11 protein-coding genes, 2 tRNA genes, 3 rRNA genes and 1 pseudogene are annotated in these 17,994 nt (G+C 42.7%); 9 read left to right on the top strand and 8 right to left on the bottom strand.

Annotated features, from left to right (window positions below; all coding sequences use genetic code 11):
- A complete protein-coding gene (locus M1E86_RS00435; protein ID WP_248467321.1) occupies positions 1-1,620 on the top strand; it encodes an ATP-binding cassette domain-containing protein in 1,620 nt (539 codons plus the stop codon).
- 65 nt (positions 1,621-1,685) lie between these two features.
- Here the strand turns inward: M1E86_RS00435 and yiiM are convergent, their stop codons facing one another.
- On the bottom strand, positions 1,686-2,363 hold the full coding sequence (yiiM, locus tag M1E86_RS00430; RefSeq protein ID WP_125894594.1) for a 6-hydroxyaminopurine reductase: 678 nt from the start codon (positions 2,361-2,363) through the stop codon (positions 1,686-1,688).
- A gap of 138 nt (positions 2,364-2,501) precedes the next feature.
- On the bottom strand, positions 2,502-3,128 hold the full coding sequence (sodA, locus tag M1E86_RS00425; protein WP_125894685.1) for a superoxide dismutase [Mn]: 627 nt from the start codon (positions 3,126-3,128) through the stop codon (positions 2,502-2,504).
- 417 nt (positions 3,129-3,545) lie between these two features.
- On the opposite strand from sodA, the gene acs reads away from it, so the two are divergent.
- The 7 genes and pseudogenes from acs (at position 3,546) to M1E86_RS00390 (ending at position 10,120) form a co-directional block, all read left to right on the top strand.
- Positions 3,546-5,501: an acetate--CoA ligase gene (gene acs, locus M1E86_RS00420; protein WP_125894592.1), complete on the top strand. Its 1,956-nt coding sequence runs from the start codon at positions 3,546-3,548 to the stop codon at positions 5,499-5,501.
- 129 nt (positions 5,502-5,630) lie between these two features.
- Positions 5,631-5,942: a DUF485 domain-containing protein gene (locus M1E86_RS00415; RefSeq protein ID WP_125894590.1), complete on the top strand. Its 312-nt coding sequence runs from the start codon at positions 5,631-5,633 to the stop codon at positions 5,940-5,942.
- Positions 5,939-7,588 (top strand): cation/acetate symporter ActP, encoded by a 1,650-nt coding sequence (gene actP / locus M1E86_RS00410; protein WP_213914390.1) that lies wholly within the window; start codon positions 5,939-5,941, stop codon positions 7,586-7,588. The genes M1E86_RS00415 and actP overlap by 4 nt, the downstream gene beginning before the upstream one ends.
- A 219-nt stretch (positions 7,589-7,807) precedes the next feature.
- Positions 7,808-8,506: an RraA family protein gene (locus tag M1E86_RS00405; RefSeq protein ID WP_213914391.1), complete on the top strand. Its 699-nt coding sequence runs from the start codon at positions 7,808-7,810 to the stop codon at positions 8,504-8,506.
- An 18-nt stretch (positions 8,507-8,524) separates the two neighbouring features.
- Positions 8,525-9,052 (top strand): prephenate dehydratase domain-containing protein, encoded by a 528-nt coding sequence (locus M1E86_RS00400; RefSeq protein ID WP_125894584.1) that lies wholly within the window; start codon positions 8,525-8,527, stop codon positions 9,050-9,052.
- Positions 9,053-9,085: 33 nt separating this feature from the next.
- Entirely contained in the window at positions 9,086-9,481 is a 396-nt protein-coding gene (locus M1E86_RS00395; RefSeq protein ID WP_426099220.1) for a cupin domain-containing protein, read from the top strand.
- Positions 9,482-9,637: 156 nt separating this feature from the next.
- Positions 9,638-10,120, top strand: a pseudogene (locus tag M1E86_RS00390) (3-deoxy-7-phosphoheptulonate synthase).
- A gap of 113 nt (positions 10,121-10,233) precedes the next feature.
- Here M1E86_RS00390 and M1E86_RS00385 read toward each other — a convergent pair.
- Positions 10,234-10,662, bottom strand: coding sequence for a hypothetical protein (locus M1E86_RS00385; protein WP_213914395.1), 429 nt, complete (start codon positions 10,660-10,662; stop codon positions 10,234-10,236).
- 1,411 nt (positions 10,663-12,073) lie between these two features.
- On the opposite strand from M1E86_RS00385, the gene M1E86_RS00380 reads away from it, so the two are divergent.
- On the top strand, positions 12,074-12,232 hold the full coding sequence (locus M1E86_RS00380) for a hypothetical protein (protein ID WP_426099219.1): 159 nt from the start codon (positions 12,074-12,076) through the stop codon (positions 12,230-12,232).
- An 86-nt stretch (positions 12,233-12,318) separates the two neighbouring features.
- On the opposite strand, the gene rrf is transcribed toward M1E86_RS00380, so the two are convergent.
- The 5 genes from rrf to M1E86_RS00355 form a co-directional block, all read right to left on the bottom strand.
- Positions 12,319-12,434, bottom strand: a 5S ribosomal RNA gene (rrf, locus tag M1E86_RS00375).
- Positions 12,435-12,575: 141 nt separating this feature from the next.
- Positions 12,576-15,484: ribosomal RNA gene (locus M1E86_RS00370) — 23S ribosomal RNA — on the bottom strand.
- Positions 15,485-15,799: 315 nt separating this feature from the next.
- Positions 15,800-15,875 (bottom strand) — tRNA-Ala (locus M1E86_RS00365).
- A gap of 134 nt (positions 15,876-16,009) precedes the next feature.
- Positions 16,010-16,086: transfer RNA gene (locus tag M1E86_RS00360), tRNA-Ile, on the bottom strand.
- A 65-nt stretch (positions 16,087-16,151) separates the two neighbouring features.
- A 16S ribosomal RNA gene (locus M1E86_RS00355) occupies positions 16,152-17,691 on the bottom strand.
- The 16S, 23S and 5S rRNA genes sit together here with 2 tRNA genes alongside, the layout of an rRNA operon.
- Positions 17,692-17,994: the final 303 nt, after the last annotated feature.

Here is a 17,994-nt window from a genome sequence, read left to right as displayed (position 1 = left end):
TTGTACACCGTACGTAGTGCCATATTTTGGATGACGTTAAGTGCTGTTTTAGAGGGAGTTAGCGGGTTATTTTTATTTGTTGTAATTTTAGATTGGCACCTTGATACCACAATGCCATTAACGTTTTTCGCTCTTTCGAGTTTAACTGCATTAACCGTCACATTTATAGCCACTCAGAAAGGCTATTTTGCTGGAGGGTTGGTGATGCGTTATCTTGCTACGGCACTTATTCGCCATCTGCCGCTTTCATTACACCCTATAGCAAACAGTAATCAGCTAATTTCAGGGCCTGTTTCACAGGTTATGTCTGTGCCCGCACATTTATTACACCCAATTATCAGTGGGTTAGTCACACCCTGCACTATCGTGATTGGTGCTTTAATCTATCAAAGTATTTTTGGAGTCATTTTACTATTTATAATTAGTATATTATTAATATCCTTACGTTTTTCTGCCACAAAAGTGGCCTCTTTTGAGCAAGCCGTTCATGAATCAGAACAACAAGCAGTAAGTGCGCTCAATCAATATGCCCTCCACCAGCCATTAATTCGTCGCTCAAGTGCTCACCATGAGCAGCTGCATCCTAAACTTGCCTTAATGTCCCAATATCAAACTCAAAGACAGCGACAACGAAGAAGTTTGCCATTTCACTTATTATTTTCATTGATGGTGCAAACCGTATTTATTACGCTCTTTGGGTACGGTATTTATTTAGTTGAACATGCAGAAATGCCATTAAACCTGTGCCTAGCAGGGTTAGTTTTATTAGCTCGCTTAATTGAACCTATATGGTTGCTTTCTCATTTAGACCAATCTATTAGGCAGATGAAAAAAGCAGTTCAACAAATTGAGAAAGCCTTACAGACTCCAGTGCTGGTGTTTCCTTATCGTACATCCCCCCCCAAAATCGATAGCGTTAGCTGTGAACAGCTATCATTTTACAGTGATAATAAAAAATGCATTTTAAAAAATATAAATCTGACTTTTAAAAAACATGCACTTACTGTCATTGTGGGCCCATCAGGCGCAGGGAAAAGTACATTATTAGGCTTACTTGCTCGCTTACAAGACCCAACACAAGGCTGTGTGAATTATGGTAATCAAAATATTAAAACCCTATCACAAGCAGTGTTGTGCGCTAGCCGGGGAGTCTTATTACAAGACAGTCGTTTATTTTACGGTAGCATACGCCAAAATTTGATACTTGATGATAATAATATTGATGACAAGGCAATCAGCACGTTACTAACACAACTTAATTTCACCGCCAATCATGAGTTCTTGGAAAAAGAGGTCGGTGCCGGTGGTATGCAACTTTCTGGCGGTCAAAGGCAACGACTGTGTATTGCGAGGCTAATGTTACAGCATCCTGACATCATTTTAATGGATGAACCAACGGCAAGCCTTGATAACGTCAATACCGCTTCAGTGATAGACCTTATAACTCAAGCCAAACAGCAAACACGGGTCATCGTCACCCACCAGCCCAATCTTGCACGCCAAGCAGACTCTATTGTGTATATGGAGAACGGGAACGTGATCGCTCAGGGGACACACCCCGAATTAATGGCGAATATCCCGTGGTACCAACAGTTTGTACAACAAATACCTAAGACTTAGGCGTCATATTGCTAGCAAGTGCTTATGGCCAAATACTCTCTTTGCCAGAAGCACATCGCTTTATATTAACGCTTACCAAACAACCGGTGCTTAAATTCTTCAATGCGGTGGTTATCTAAACGGTTTTGCATGGTTAAGCTCCAACTTGCAGATAACCCTGCTGAACTTAAAAGGCGCTGATATAACTCTTCATCATAAGGGGCGTGAAATGCAATCATAATGGCTTCTTGTACGGAGATATCACTATTGCGGCTCAATAACGTTAATGGCGCATTTTGACTAACATTACCGGCTTTTATCACACGATACAGCCAACCACATCGCCCATTGTCTTGCATCATTTGTGCAAAATTTTCAATTCCTGTTAAACCATTGAGCTTATAACAAGGGGAACGAGGTTGCGTGACCTGAATGCGCGCATCACCCCAAGCAAAAATATCCCCAATAAATACGTTTTCTTCTGTCATACCCAGCGTTGATATATTTTCTCCAAATGCGGAGGCAACAAATAGATCCGCTAAACCCGGATACGCATTAATCCAAAAATCATAATGGTCACGTGGATAATGGCAAAGAGCTCTATCAGGACCGCCATGAAAGCGTTTTTCAGCTTGTTCATCCCCCTCAAGCCCCAATTGCCCTAACATCAATAGCCCATCGGCCGCCTGCTTATGAATAGCACTGTGCCCACAAGACTGGGTTGCTTGGATTTTACCGATAAAGACTTGGGGAATATATGACATGAACAGTGCTCTCCACTTAGCAAAGTAACAGAGACTTCATCATAAAGAATGCCAACAGAGATAACAATCCGGTGAGGTATAAATAAAAAAGCGCAGCATTAACACTGCTGCGCTTTACGAATAAATTATCTTATAAAATTATTTAGCTTTTGCTGCAAAACGTGCCGCTGCTTCATCCCAGTTCACAACTGACCAGAATGCTTTAATATAATCAGGGCGACGGTTTTGGAATTTCAGATAATAAGCGTGTTCCCATACGTCTAAACCGATGATTGGGTAACCAGATGTGCCTGAAATAGCCTCACCCATTAATGGGTTGTCTTGGTTCGCTGTTGAAACGACAGCTAATTTACCGTCATCTTTCAGAACCAGCCACGCCCAGCCAGAACCGAAACGGGTTGCAGCGGCTTTTTCAAACAGTTCTTTAAATGCATCAACGCTACCGAAATCACGTTCAATCGCAGCTTTCAGTTCGCCTTTTAATTCAGTATTTAATTTCAAACCTTTCCAGAACATGCTGTGATTTGAATGTCCACCTGCGTTATTACGGACAAACGTGCGTTGATCAGCCGGGATTTGGTCTAATTTTTGGATCAGAACATCGATATCTAAACCCGCTAATTCAGGCAGTTTTTCTAACGCTGTATTGGTGTTAGTCACATAGGTTTGATGATGCTTGGTATGGTGGATTTCCATGGTTTGCTTGTCAAAATGTGGTTCCAATGCATCATAAGCATAAGGTAAAGCAGGTAATGTATAACTCATATTATTGTCTCCAGTGACGTAAATACCGCTATGTTTCTCATTTTTACCACAAGGCTCATAGGGTAAACACTTGCGTAACTTCGCACCTTGTGAATAACGATCTATTATAGTTATTTTACTGTTAATGAAAATCATTATCAAACCCATGAGGAATGTATGGATATTTATATTCGCTATGAGAACTTGTTTATTCAGTAACTAATACCAACAACCCCGCCATTTATTTTTCTTTAAATCTATCTTTTATTATATTTTTAGTCTTATATTTTAATTTGACATTTAGCATCAAATGATAATCCTGCAAATCTCATTACAATTAATACGTGATCTTCCGCGCAAAAGAAAAACAAATTTAAAATTCGTGCTTTAGTTAACCATTTTTTGACATAGTATTAACATCTGCAAGGAGATAATAATATGACTCAAATAACTAAACATCCCGTTCCTGCTGAAATTGCAAAAAATGCCCTGATAAACGAACAACAGTATAACGATGAGTACCAACGCTCGATTCAAGACCCTGAAGGATTTTGGGGCGAAAAAGGAAAAATCGTTGATTGGATTAAACCTTACACTCGTGTCAAAAACACCTCTTTTGACCCCGGACATATTGATATCCGCTGGTTCGAAGACGGTACATTAAATTTAAGTGCTAACTGTTTAGATCGCCATCTGGCTGAAAAAGGTGACCAAACAGCGATTATTTGGGAAGGCGATGACCCTTTATCGTCAAAAAATGTCACTTACCGCGAACTGCACCATGATGTTTGTCAGTTTGCTAATGTCCTGAAACAACAAGGTATTCGTAAAGGCGATGTTGTCGCCATTTACATGCCTATGGTTGTTGAAGCTGCAGTCGCGATGCTAGCCTGTGCCCGTATTGGCGCGATACATACGGTCATTTTTGCTGGTTTCTCCCCTGAAGCCGTCTCTGGTCGCGTTATTGACTGTAAAGCGAAGCTCATCATCACCGCAGATGAAGGCTTACGAGCTGGCCGTGCAATTCCATTAAAGAAAAATGTGGATGACGCACTCGCTAGTCCGCAAGTTACTACGGTTTCTCATGTCATTGTTTACCAACGCACAGGCAACGCACCGAGCTGGGTCGAAGGCCGTGACCTCTGGTGGCACGACGTCATCAAAGGGGTCAGTGCAGACTGCCCTCCAGAAGAAATCAACGCAGAAGACCCGCTCTTTATCCTGTACACCTCGGGTTCTACAGGCAAACCTAAAGGTGTTTTGCATACCACTGGTGGTTATTTGGTTTATGCCACACTGACATTCAAGTACACCTTCGACTACCATCCAGGTGAAGTCTATTGGTGTACTGCTGATGTCGGCTGGGTAACAGGTCATAGCTATTTGCTATATGGGCCATTATCCAATGGCGCTAAAACATTGATGTTCGAAGGGGTACCTAATTACCCATCAGTTAACCGAATGAGCCAGGTGGTTGATAAACACCAAGTCAATATCCTTTATACTGCACCAACCGCCATCCGCGCATTAATGGCTGAAGGCGATAAAGCTATTGAAGGTACTGACCGCAGCTCATTACGAATTCTCGGCTCCGTGGGGGAACCCATTAACCCTGAAGCTTGGGAATGGTTCTACAAAAAAATTGGTAATAGCCGCTGCCCAGTGGTTGATACATGGTGGCAAACCGAAACAGGTGGTTTCATGATCACACCACTTCCGGGGGCAACCATGTTAAAACCGGGGTCTGCAACATTACCATTCTTCGGCGTTCGCCCTGCGTTAGTTGATAACCTTGGTGAACCTATCGAAGGCGCCACAGAAGGCAATTTAGTTATTGTCGATTCATGGCCGGGCCAAGCCCGAACCTTATTTGGCGATCACGAACGCTTCGAGCAAACCTATTTCTCAACCTTTAAAGGCATGTACTTTAGCGGTGATGGTGCTCGTCGTGATGAGGATGGTTATTACTGGATCACTGGCCGTGTTGACGATGTACTGAATATTTCGGGCCACCGTTTAGGTACCGCAGAAATAGAATCAGCGCTCGTTGCACATCCGAAAGTGGCTGAAGCTGCCGTGGTCGGTATACCTCACAATATTAAAGGGCAAGCTATTTACGCCTATGTCACGCTAATATCAGGGGTTGAGCCTTCACCTGAGCTATATACTGAAGTTCGCAACTGGGTGCGTAAAGAAATTGGCCCAATTGCCACACCAGATGTTCTTCACTGGACGGACTCTTTACCAAAAACCCGTTCCGGTAAAATCATGCGTCGTATCCTACGTAAAATTGCATCAGGAGACACCAGTAACTTTGGAGATACCTCCACTCTGGCCGATCCAGGTGTTGTCGAAAAACTACTCGAAGAAAAACAGTCTATGAGTATGTCATAACGCTAAAAGGCCAACTCATAGAGGCGGCCTTACATACATCCCAACAAGATAGTTTACTCTAAATAATTCGAGGTGCAGTCAACAATGCTGCAGCTTGAAGTATGACGAGTATAACAGAGGAGAACTCTGATGAATGCTACTGCTTACGAAAAGGTAGAGGATAACACTCGCTTTAAAGAACTGGTTAGGAAACGTAGTCGCTTTTCATGGTTATTATCAATAATAACGCTCGTGCTATATGTTGGATTTATTTTTCTTATCGCTTTTGACCCAAGCTGGCTAGGAACACCGATATCCGAAGGTTCATACATCACAAGAGGGATCCCTGTTGGTATCGGCCTAATTGTCATTTCATTTGTACTCACTGGGCTTTACGTTATCCGAGCCAACGGTGAATACGACCGTTTAACAGCAGAAATTTTAAAAGAGGTAGAAAAATGAAAATATTGCTCTCACTCATTCTCTTTTTTACCTCATCAATGGCGTTTTCTGATGCATTGACAGGGGATGTTGAACGCCAGCCTGTGAATATTCAGGCGATTGTGATGTTCTTACTGTTTGTCGGCTTCACTTTGTATATTACCTACTGGGCGTCAAAAAGAACGCGTTCTCGCTCTGATTACTACACTGCGGGCGGGAAAATTACCGGTTTCCAAAACGGGATGGCTATTGCGGGCGACTTTATGTCTGCGGCTTCCTTCTTAGGGATCTCTGCTCTGGTTTATACTTCTGGCTATGATGGCCTGATTTATTCAATTGGCTTCTTAATTGGCTGGCCGATCATTCTATTCTTAATTGCCGAGCGCTTACGTAATTTAGGTCGTTATACCTTCGCTGATGTCGCTTCTTATCGATTAAAACAAAGACCCATTCGTATTCTATCTGCGGTTGGCTCTCTGGTTGTTGTTGCACTGTACCTTATCGCTCAAATGGTTGGCGCGGGTAAATTGATTGAATTGTTATTTGGTCTCAATTACCACGTCGCGGTTGTTATCGTGGGTATCTTGATGGTGCTATATGTCCTATTTGGTGGCATGTTAGCCACAACTTGGGTGCAAATTATTAAAGCCATCTTGTTATTAGCGGGTGCAACATTCATGGCCGTTATGGTTATGAAGCATGTTGGCTTTAACTTTAATACCTTATTTAAAGAAGCGGTTGAAGTTCATAAAAATGGTATTGCCATCATGAGTCCGGGAGGACTGGTTTCCGACCCAATATCCGCCCTATCACTGGGTCTTGCATTGATGTTTGGTACTGCAGGCCTTCCTCATATTATTATGCGATTCTTTACCGTAAGCGATGCAAAAGAAGCGCGTAAAAGCGTGTTCTATGCAACTGGCTTTATTGGTTATTTTTACATATTAACCTTTATTATTGGCTTTGGTGCCATCGTTCTAGTCAGTTCCAATCCTGCCTTTAAAGATGCGGCCGGAGCACTTATTGGCGGAACAAATATGGCAGCTGTTCACCTTGCAGATGCCGTTGGTGGTAACTTCTTCTTAGGGTTTATTTCTGCAGTTGCATTCGCCACCATTCTTGCTGTTGTTGCCGGTTTAACCTTAGCAGGCGCCTCTGCGGTTTCCCATGACCTATATGCAATGGCAATGAAAAATGGTAAAGCGGATGAAAAAGATGAATTACGCGTCTCTAAAATTACCGTTGTTATCTTAGGTTTTGTTGCTATCGGGTTAGGCATTCTGTTTGAAAAACAAAATATTGCCTTCATGGTTGGTTTAGCTTTCTCAATTGCAGCAAGTTGTAATTTTCCAATCATTCTACTCTCAATGTACTGGCGCAAACTGACCACTCGTGGAGCATTGGCAGGTGGTTGGTTCGGTTTAATTACCGCCGTTGTCTTAATGATTTTAGGGCCAACTATCTGGGTTAGTATTCTTCATCATGAAAAACCAATCTATCCTTATGAATATCCAGCACTCTTTTCCATGGCGGTGGCATTTATTGCTTCATGGTTATTCTCTGTAACAGATAATTCAGAACAAGGGAAAATGGAAAGAGAACGTTTTAAAGAACAATTTATTCGTTCACAAATCGGCCTCGGTATTGAGCAGGGTAAATCACATTAACACTCAACTGTAATAATCAAATAGAATAAAAAAACGGCCATTTGGGCCGTTTATTTCTGGATTTATAGCGTGAACATTAAATAACAATATACAATCATTAATATTATCAAACATTAATAATTGATAGGCCCATCTATTATTTATCCTTGACCTTACTAAGGTTTATATCTATTAATTAAAAAGCTAATAAGCCTTCCTCTAGCTAAACAAGGAAAATTTATGTTTTACAATCCCGATATAAAAAAACTCGAAAAGATAAAAAGTTTAAAAATAAGCACATCTACAATTATTGATATTTTAGATGGATTAAAATCAGGTAGTGTTTTATCTCATGAACTACACTCTCTTAATATTAACGATTTTTATATTGTCGGACATGCATATACCGTTCAATGGAAATTAGTTAAAAAAGGAAAATGTATCATAGAGAAACAATCATCAACATGGGAACAAGTCCAACAATTTCTCGTACCTGAATTAGATAACGCAAGTGGGCTTATTTATGTCGCTGGCTATGGCGATTTAATGAAACATGCCGCTCTAGCCGGAGGAATGAGTTGCACCTATTTTCAGCAACTCGGCTTCAACGGTATTATTTTAGGTGGCGCCGTTAGGGACATTCAAGAATTACGAGATCTGAATATCCCTGTCATCGCGAGTAATATAATACCCTCAGATACTCAAGGTGCCTACTGTGTCAGTGAAACAGGCACTTCATGCAGAATTGAAGACAATATCATCCAGACTGGAGATCTCATCATTTCAGACACAAACGGGAGTGTCGTTGTTCCATTAGATCTGATTGATAAAGTCTTTGAAGAAGCTGTAAAAATTAATAACGCTGAAAATACTATGCTGGCTCAAATAAGATCAGGAAAAAGACTCCCCGATTTAATAAACGAAACAGGAAGAATATGATTTATATGAGGTAATACCATGCTTACTATCCATACTTTAGGCCCTAAAGGAACAAATTGTGAGAAAGCTGCACATTACTATTTAGAAAAAAATAACTTAGATGGCAATGTTATATTACATGAAACACTTGAAGTCGCTGTAGAAGAAATAAAAAAGGATAATAACTGTATATTACTCGGTTGTATTGTTTATCCTTATTTACACAACATCGTATTTCAAAATTTAACTTTTTTAAAGATCACCGATTGCTTTGTATTGGATACTCATAATATGTTATTTGCAAGCCGCTATACTGACCTGAGTAAAATTAAAAAAATCGGTTCACATGCTGCACCCAAAGATTTATTTTCAGAGGTTAATGGTTTAAATAAACCAATTGAGCCTCTATTGTTTAATTCAAATAGTGAAGCAGCTTTACAATGTGCTAATGGAACTGTTGATGCATGTATTACTACTCTAAAAACAGCCAAAAGCCATAACCTCAATATATTACATGACTTTGGCTCCGTTCCTATGGGTTTCTCAATTCACTCAAAAATTAATTAGTCATTTATCCCTATTTTTATATAAGGTAACAATATGAGCCTTTTTTTGTCTAAAGAAATGATCTCCTATGATATGGACCTAAACCGTAATGAAGGAGAGGAAAGCAAAATACAAGCCAAGTTCATTCATGGTACGGGTTTTACCATCGCGTTTTGGACATTCAAGCCAAAAGCGATTATCCCAGAACATACTCATGAACATGAAACTGCAACAACGATATTGAAAGGTTCCTTAAGACTAACTGTTGATGGCCGAACTGTTTTCTTGCATGCAGGCGACTCTTTTATCATCCCTACGTGGGCCGTTCATGATGCAGAGGCTCTCGAATCTTCAGAAGTCATTGATGTGTATACACCTGTGCGTGAAGATTACCTTGCAAGACAAAATGGCGCACTCACAACATACTTAAATATATCTCAGTCAAAATAATCTTTTCTCATCATAAAAAGGGAGCTTATAACCAGTCAACATTGTGGAGCCCTTCTTCATGGAAGGATTTCCCTATAGAACAAAATCCGCATTATCCAGATAAATGTGCATTAGAGTATTTCCAAACTAACATATATAACCCCCCTCCCTTAGTATTTGTTTCGAAAAAAGTGTGGGCCAAATATCTCTTCAGATACATTAGTTAGCTTAATAAGTAAATTAAACCCAAGTAGAGAGAAAGGGAAAATCGTCCTTATCATTAGAATGGGGGCTAATATTATCAAGCAAAAACTCCCAGCTCTCATAAAATCAATTCAATCCTGTGGCGAACCTGTCATTTGCATGATTAACCCAATGCATAGTAATACCAAAAATGCCAAAGAAGGATATAAAACACGCTATTTTACGGATATTACTGATTAAATGATTCAGTTCATTCATATATTAAAGGAAGCAGGAGTACATCCAGGAGGTGTCCACTTAGAAATGACAGGACTAGATGTTACTGAGTGCACAGGGGGTATTCCTGAAATCAGCGAAAAAGATATTAGTTATAAATATCAGTCATTATGTGACCCTAGACTCAACAGAATGCAATCTCTCGAAATTGCATATCTTCTAGGTAAAAACTGGAATTAGTTCTTTTTATTAACCTAGCCCTCAAGGTAGGGCTAGCCTTTACAATAAATAAAAATCCCCCGACTAAAAATAGCCGAGGGATATGCAAACATTTATTAAATTATTAGTGTGTGCTAATTTGCATAGTGCAGTCTTTCTCTATTAGCCCAATCTTCAACAAGTGAATAAGTACTTGATGGGTTTGCCTTTCTCTCTTCTTGAAGGCTCTTAAACTCTGTTGTATTTTTTGGCGTATAACGCATCAATAATTGGTCTAACACTATATGCTTCTCAGCAAATTCAGAATCAATTTTTAGACGCTTATACAATGTGTATGTGATGATGGCACTAACCGCCAACATGGAGATCACAGCGACAAAACTGTAATCTATTCCAAAAAAAATTCTTGCTGCATTTAATAGTAAAAATGGTACAAAAAACATCACAAGTATAGAAAGAATAATTGCACCATCTTGCCCATTGTTAAATTCGTTTTCTTTCTGCTTATTGACAGAAAGAATTTGATCAAAAATCTTATGATTAGCGCTTTTTGCCTTTTTCATGTGATCCACCTTTGGCACATAAAACAATATTTATATGAAATACAGTCAGTTAATGATTACAGCTTGTGTTATTGACAACACCTTGGGCTGATTTTTTTCCATTGAAAATTCTATTTATAAACAAATTTAATATCTAATGTAATACCTTAAGTCAATTTACTCATTATAAGCACAATAAAATAAAACATCAATTTAACAATTTTTATATATAAAAATAACCATTTGAATGAATTTTAGACGAAGATTTAAAATGATGATGAACGGCTTTTTTATCAAAAAAAATGGCTTATAATATTTTATCTATTGATATTATTCATATTTAAATAATAAACACATACCGTTTTTACAGACTAATTAACACCATAAAAACCATAAAACAAAAAAAACACAAACAAGCAAAATAGAGTAAATTGATGAACTAATCTTACTAATTCATTATTTATTTTAATAGATTATAATTTATCTATCGGTAGGGTATATAAATGAATGCATTTCATACCTATTTAAGAGATGATGGTTCAAGCTTACTTTCACTGCTCCACTTTGTTTTTAAGTGAACTGTTACCTATTTCCCAAACAATTCTATTCAGCTCGGTGATATGTACACCACCAATCCACTATATTATATTCATTGGATTTTATTAAAACTCCACTATCCACCAACAACTTGTGAGCTGTTACTCACTACTTTAGTTTCAGAGCTTCCATTCACAGTAGTAATAGATAACCACCACACCATATCCCGTTAATTTTATTGCAATTATGCACACTAATTAAGGAACAAGTGAGTTGTTACTCACTACTTTAGTTCCAGACCTTCCATTCGAAGTAGTAATAGATAACCACCACACCATATCCCGTTAATTTTATTGCAATTAGGCACACTAATTAAGGAACAAGTGAGTTGTTACTCACTACTTTAGTTCCAGACCTTCCATTCACAGTAGTAATAGATAACCACCACACCATATCCCGTTAATTTTATTGCAATTATGCACACTAATTAAGGAACATGTGAGCTGTTACTCACTACTTTAGTTCCAAACCTTCCATTCATGATCACAATACCACCGAGTGTCATCTACCGATTGCTTGACTTAATTCTCTTAACTCATGCTGCCTAACCTCACACTCAGCACTTGTCTCCGCGCACTTTTCAACATGTGAGCTGTTACTTACTAGTTTATATCTAGACCTTCCATCATGGCGCTAGTAGATAATCACTACCATACCATATCCAGTTAATTTTATTGCAATTATGAACACTAATTAAGGAACAAGTGAGCTGTTACTCACTACTTTGTATCATGAACTTCCATTTGCGATGGTTATATTCATGACTAATCGCCCTGCGTAAAAGGATTAAATTAAGTGAGTCGTTAAGTTGGAGTTGGGAGTTGGGAGTTGGGAGTTGGGAGTTGGGAGTTGGGAGTTGGAAGTTGGAAGTTGGAAGTTGGAAGTTGGAAGTTGGAAGTTGGAAGTTGGAAGTTGGAAGTTGGAAGTTGGAAGTTGGAAGTTGGAAGTTGGAAGTTGGAAGTTGGAAGTTGGAAGTTGGAAGTTGGAACATTAAGGAACTTCACTTCTAGCATCAACAATTAGTTCGCTCCCCCAAACGCAAAAAAGCCACCCAATGGGTGGCTTCTTCACTAATTTAATGTCTGGCAGTTCCCTACTCTCACATGGGGAGGCCCCACACTACCATCGGCGCTACGGCGTTTCACTGCTGAGTTCGGCATGGGGTCAGGTGGGACCACCGCGCTATTGCCGCCAGACAAATTCTGTTTGTTCCCGTTTAGCTTTTTTATTCACTAAACCAAAACATCAATCTCAAACAAGCTGTGTGTCCTTCACCTCTCGGCTTCTCACTCACTATCAAAAACAACCCAATCTCTCTAAAACACCTTCGGTGTTGTCAGGTTAAGCCTCACGGTTCATTAGTATTGGTTAGCTCAACATATCGCTATGCTTACACACCCAACCTATCAACGTCTTAGTCTTAAACGTTCCTTTAGGACCCTTAAAGGGTCAGGGAAGACTCATCTCAAGGCAAGTTTCCCGCTTAGATGCTTTCAGCGGTTATCTCTTCCGCACTTAGCTACCGGGCAATGCCATTGGCATGACAACCCGAACACCAGTGGTGCGTCCACTCCGGTCCTCTCGTACTAGGAGCAGCCCCTTTCAATCTTCCAACGCCCACGGCAGATAGGGACCGAACTGTCTCACGACGTTCTAAACCCAGCTCGCGTACCACTTTAAACGGCGAACAGCCGTACCCTTGGGACCTACTTCAGCCCCAGGATGTGATGAGCCGACATCGAGGTGCCAAACACCGCCGTCGATATGAACTCTTGGGCGGTATCAGCCTGTTATCCCCGGAGTACCTTTTATCCGTTGAGCGATGGCCCTTCCATTCAGAACCACCGGATCACTAAGACCTACTTTCGTACCTGCTCGAGCCGTCACTCTCGCAGTCAAGCTGGCTTATGCCTTTGCACTAACCGCATGATGTCCGACCATGCTTAGCCAACCTTCGTGCTCCTCCGTTACTCTTTGGGAGGAGACCGCCCCAGTCAAACTACCCACCAGACACTGTCCGCACCCCGGATAACGGGGCAACGTTAGAACATCAAACATTAAAGGGTGGTATTTCAAGGTTGGCTCCACGCAGACTGGCGTCCACGCTTCGAAGCCTCCCACCTATCCTACACATCAAGGCTCAATGTTCAGTGTCAAGCTATAGTAAAGGTTCACGGGGTCTTTCCGTCTTGCCGCGGGTACACTGCATCTTCACAGCGAGTTCAATTTCACTGAGTCTCGGGTGGAGACAGCCTGGCCATCATTACGCCATTCGTGCAGGTCGGAACTTACCCGACAAGGAATTTCGCTACCTTAGGACCGTTATAGTTACGGCCGCCGTTTACTGGGGCTTCGATCAAGAGCTTCTCCTTACGGATAACCCCATCAATTAACCTTCCAGCACCGGGCAGGCGTCACACCGTATACGTCCACTTTCGTGTTTGCACAGTGCTGTGTTTTTAATAAACAGTTGCAGCCAGCTGGTATCTGCGACTGGCTTCAGCTCCATCCGCGAGGGACTTCACCTAGCGCCAGCGTGCCTTCTCCCGAAGTTACGGCACCATTTTGCCTAGTTCCTTCACCCGAGTTCTCTCAAGCGCCTGAGTATTCTCTACCTGACCACCTGTGTCGGTTTGGGGTACGATTAATGATAATCTAGAGCTTAGAGGCTTTTCCTGGAAGCGGGGCATGAGCTACTTCATCACCGTAGTGACTCGTCATCGAACCTCAGCATATAGTGAACCGGATTTGCCTAATTCACCTGCCTACATTCTTAAACCGGGACAACCGTCGCCCGGATAGCCTAGCCTTCTCCGTCCCCCCATCGCAATTATCACCAGTACGGGAATATTAACCCGTTTCCCATCGACTACGCATTTCTGCCTCGCCTTAGGGGTCGACTCACCCTGCCCCGATTAACGTTGGACAGGAACCCTTGGTCTTCCGGCGTGCGGGTTTTTCACCCGCATTATCGTTACTTATGTCAGCATTCGCACTTCTGATACCTCCAGCATACCTCACAGTACACCTTCACAGGCTTACAGAACGCTCCCCTACCCAACAATATTTACATATCGCTGCCGCAGCTTCGGTGCATAGTTTAGCCCCGTTACATCTTCCGCGCAGGCCGACTCGACCAGTGAGCTATTACGCTTTCTTTAAATGATGGCTGCTTCTAAGCCAACATCCTGGCTGTCTGAGCCTTCCCACTTCGTTTCCCACTTAACTATGACTTTGGGACCTTAGCTGGCGGTCTGGGTTGTTTCCCTCTTCACGACGAACGTTAGCACCCGCCGTGTGTCTCCCGTGATAACATTCTTCGGTATTCGTAGTTTGCATCGAGTTGGTAAGTCGGGATGACCCCCTAGTCGAAACAGTGCTCTACCCCCGAAGATGAGTTCACGAGGCGCTACCTAAATAGCTTTCGGGGAGAACCAGCTATCTCCCGGTTTGATTGGCCTTTCACCCCCAGCCACAAGTCATCCGCTAATTTTTCAACATTAGTCGGTTCGGTCCTCCAGTTAGTGTTACCCAACCTTCAACCTGCCCATGGCTAGATCACCGGGTTTCGGGTCTATACCCTGCAACTCATTCGCCCAGTTAAGACTCGGTTTCCCTACGGCTCCCCTATACGGTTAACCTTGCTACAGAATATAAGTCGCTGACCCATTATACAAAAGGTACGCAGTCACCCTGATAAATCAAGGCTCCCACTGCTTGTACGTACACGGTTTCAGGTTCTATTTCACTCCCCTCGCCGGGGTTCTTTTCGCCTTTCCCTCACGGTACTGGTTCACTATCGGTCAATCAGGAGTATTTAGCCTTGGAGGATGGTCCCCCCATATTCAGACAGGATAACACGTGTCCCGCCCTACTCGTCGAGTTCACAACACTAACACCTTCGGATACGGGGCTATCACCCTTTACTGCCGGCCTTTCCAGACCGTTCTCCTGATGCTAATGCTGATTAAGACTCTGGGCTGCTCCCCGTTCGCTCGCCGCTACTAGGGGAATCTCGGTTGATTTCTTTTCCTCGGGGTACTGAGATGTTTCAGTTCCCCCGGTTCGCTTCGTTTGACTATGTATTCATCAAACGATAGTGCAACGAATTGCACTGGGTTTCCCCATTCGGAAATCGTCGGTTGTAACGGTTCATATCACCTTACCGACGCTTATCGCAGATTAGCACGTCCTTCATCGCCTCTGATTGCCTAGGCATCCACCGTGTACGCTTAGTCGCTTAACCTCACAACCCGAAGGCGTCTTCTTACAACGAGTGACTGTGCTTCATGATTTCGGCGTTAGTCCGTGCGCGCAATGCTCACGTACTTAAAGTACGCTGCGCTTGCTGTGCGCGGGCTGCCTTGAACTCATTTCGCTCGTCGACTCGATAGTTCAAAGTACACTATTCAAGTTGAGATTTTTGAGAGACTCTCACATTGTTTAAGCGATAAACAATGTGCGTTGTTTTCAATTTTCAGCTTGTTCCAGATTGTTAAAGAGCATAATTATTCGCAATAGACTAGTTGACTAATCTATTCTGAATAATCAGAAAAATTTATGGTGGAGCTAAGCGGGATCGAACCGCTGACCTCCTGCGTGCAAGGCAGGCGCTCTCCCAGCTGAGCTATAGCCCCATAAAGGTATTTTCGGTATCGTCTCTTTCTTTTTATGAAAGAAATCAGTTATAAATTGAATTCAGGCAAGGCATAGATTGGCGAAGCTTACGTGGGTAAGCGAGCTAATCTATAACAAAGCATCAATTCAATTTTGGTAGGCCTGAGTGGACTTGAACCACCGACCTCACCCTTATCAGGGGTGCGCTCTAACCACCTGAGCTACAAGCCTATCGATACCGCTACTCTATTTCATCAGACAATCTGTGTGAGCACTTCACAAAAACACTTCAATGGTAAGGAGGTGATCCAACCGCAGGTTCCCCTACGGTTACCTTGTTACGACTTCACCCCAGTCATGAATCACAAAGTGGTAAGCGCCCTCCCGAAGGTTAAGCTACCTACTTCTTTTGCAACCCACTCCCATGGTGTGACGGGCGGTGTGTACAAGGCCCGGGAACGTATTCACCGTAGCATTCTGATCTACGATTACTAGCGATTCCGACTTCATGGAGTCGAGTTGCAGACTCCAATCCGGACTACGACGTACTTTATGAGTTCCGCTTGCTCTCGCGAGGTCGCTTCTCTTTGTATACGCCATTGTAGCACGTGTGTAGCCCTACTCGTAAGGGCCATGATGACTTGACGTCATCCCCACCTTCCTCCGGTTTATCACCGGCAGTCTCCTTTGAGTTCCCGACCGAATCGCTGGCAACAAAGGATAAGGGTTGCGCTCGTTGCGGGACTTAACCCAACATTTCACAACACGAGCTGACGACAGCCATGCAGCACCTGTCTCAGAGTTCCCGAAGGCACCAAAGCATCTCTGCTAAGTTCTCTGGATGTCAAGAGTAGGTAAGGTTCTTCGCGTTGCATCGAATTAAACCACATGCTCCACCGCTTGTGCGGGCCCCCGTCAATTCATTTGAGTTTTAACCTTGCGGCCGTACTCCCCAGGCGGTCGATTTAACGCGTTAGCTCCGAAAGCCACTCCTCAAGGGAACAACCTTCAAATCGACATCGTTTACAGCGTGGACTACCAGGGTATCTAATCCTGTTTGCTCCCCACGCTTTCGCACCTGAGCGTCAGTCTTTGTCCAGGGGGCCGCCTTCGCCACCGGTATTCCTCCACATCTCTACGCATTTCACCGCTACACATGGAATTCTACCCCCCTCTACAAGACTCTAGCTGACCAGTCTTAGATGCCATTCCCAGGTTAAGCCCGGGGATTTCACATCTAACTTAATCAACCGCCTGCGTGCGCTTTACGCCCAGTAATTCCGATTAACGCTTGCACCCTCCGTATTACCGCGGCTGCTGGCACGGAGTTAGCCGGTGCTTCTTCTGTCGGTAACGTCAATCGTTGTTGATATTAGCAACAACGCCTTCCTCCCGACTGAAAGTACTTTACAACCCTAGGGCCTTCTTCATACACGCGGCATGGCTGCATCAGGCTTGCGCCCATTGTGCAATATTCCCCACTGCTGCCTCCCGTAGGAGTCTGGGCCGTGTCTCAGTCCCAGTGTGGCTGATCATCCTCTCAGACCAGCTAGGGATCGTCGCCTAGGTGAGCCATTACCCCACCTACTAGCTAATCCCATATGGGTTCATCCGATAGCGCAAGGACCGAAGTTCCCCTGCTTTGCTCCTAAGAGATTATGCGGTATTAGCCACCGTTTCCAGTAGTTATCCCCCTCTATCGGGCAGATCCCCATACATTACTCACCCGTCCGCCGCTCGTCAGCGAGAAGCAAGCTTCCCCTGTTACCGCTCGACTTGCATGTGTTAGGCCTGCCGCCAGCGTTCAATCTGAGCCATGATCAAACTCTTCAATTAAAAGTAGTCTGATGCTCAAAGAATGTTACTGTCGTTTGATTTCCGAAGAAACCAAATTACCTATTAGTTCATATATATGAATTAACGTGTTAGTCACTCTTCAAGACTTAAAATCAAATATTTTTTTGATAGTGTCCTGTGAGTGCCCACACAGATTGTCTGATAAATTGTTAAAGAGCGTTGCGACTGAATCTTTCGATTTTCGACTTCTAGGTCGTTGTCGCGAGGTGTCGTATATTACGTTTTTTATTTAGAAAGTCAAGTGTTTATTTTCAAACTTTTTCTTTCTCACCTCTGTTATCA

Source organism: Providencia sp. PROV200 (assembly GCF_049901995.1).
Lineage (GTDB): Bacteria > Pseudomonadota > Gammaproteobacteria > Enterobacterales > Enterobacteriaceae > Providencia > Providencia rettgeri_E.
The sequence above is the reverse complement of the archived record's forward strand: the minus strand, read 5'-3'. Positions and strand labels throughout refer to the sequence as shown.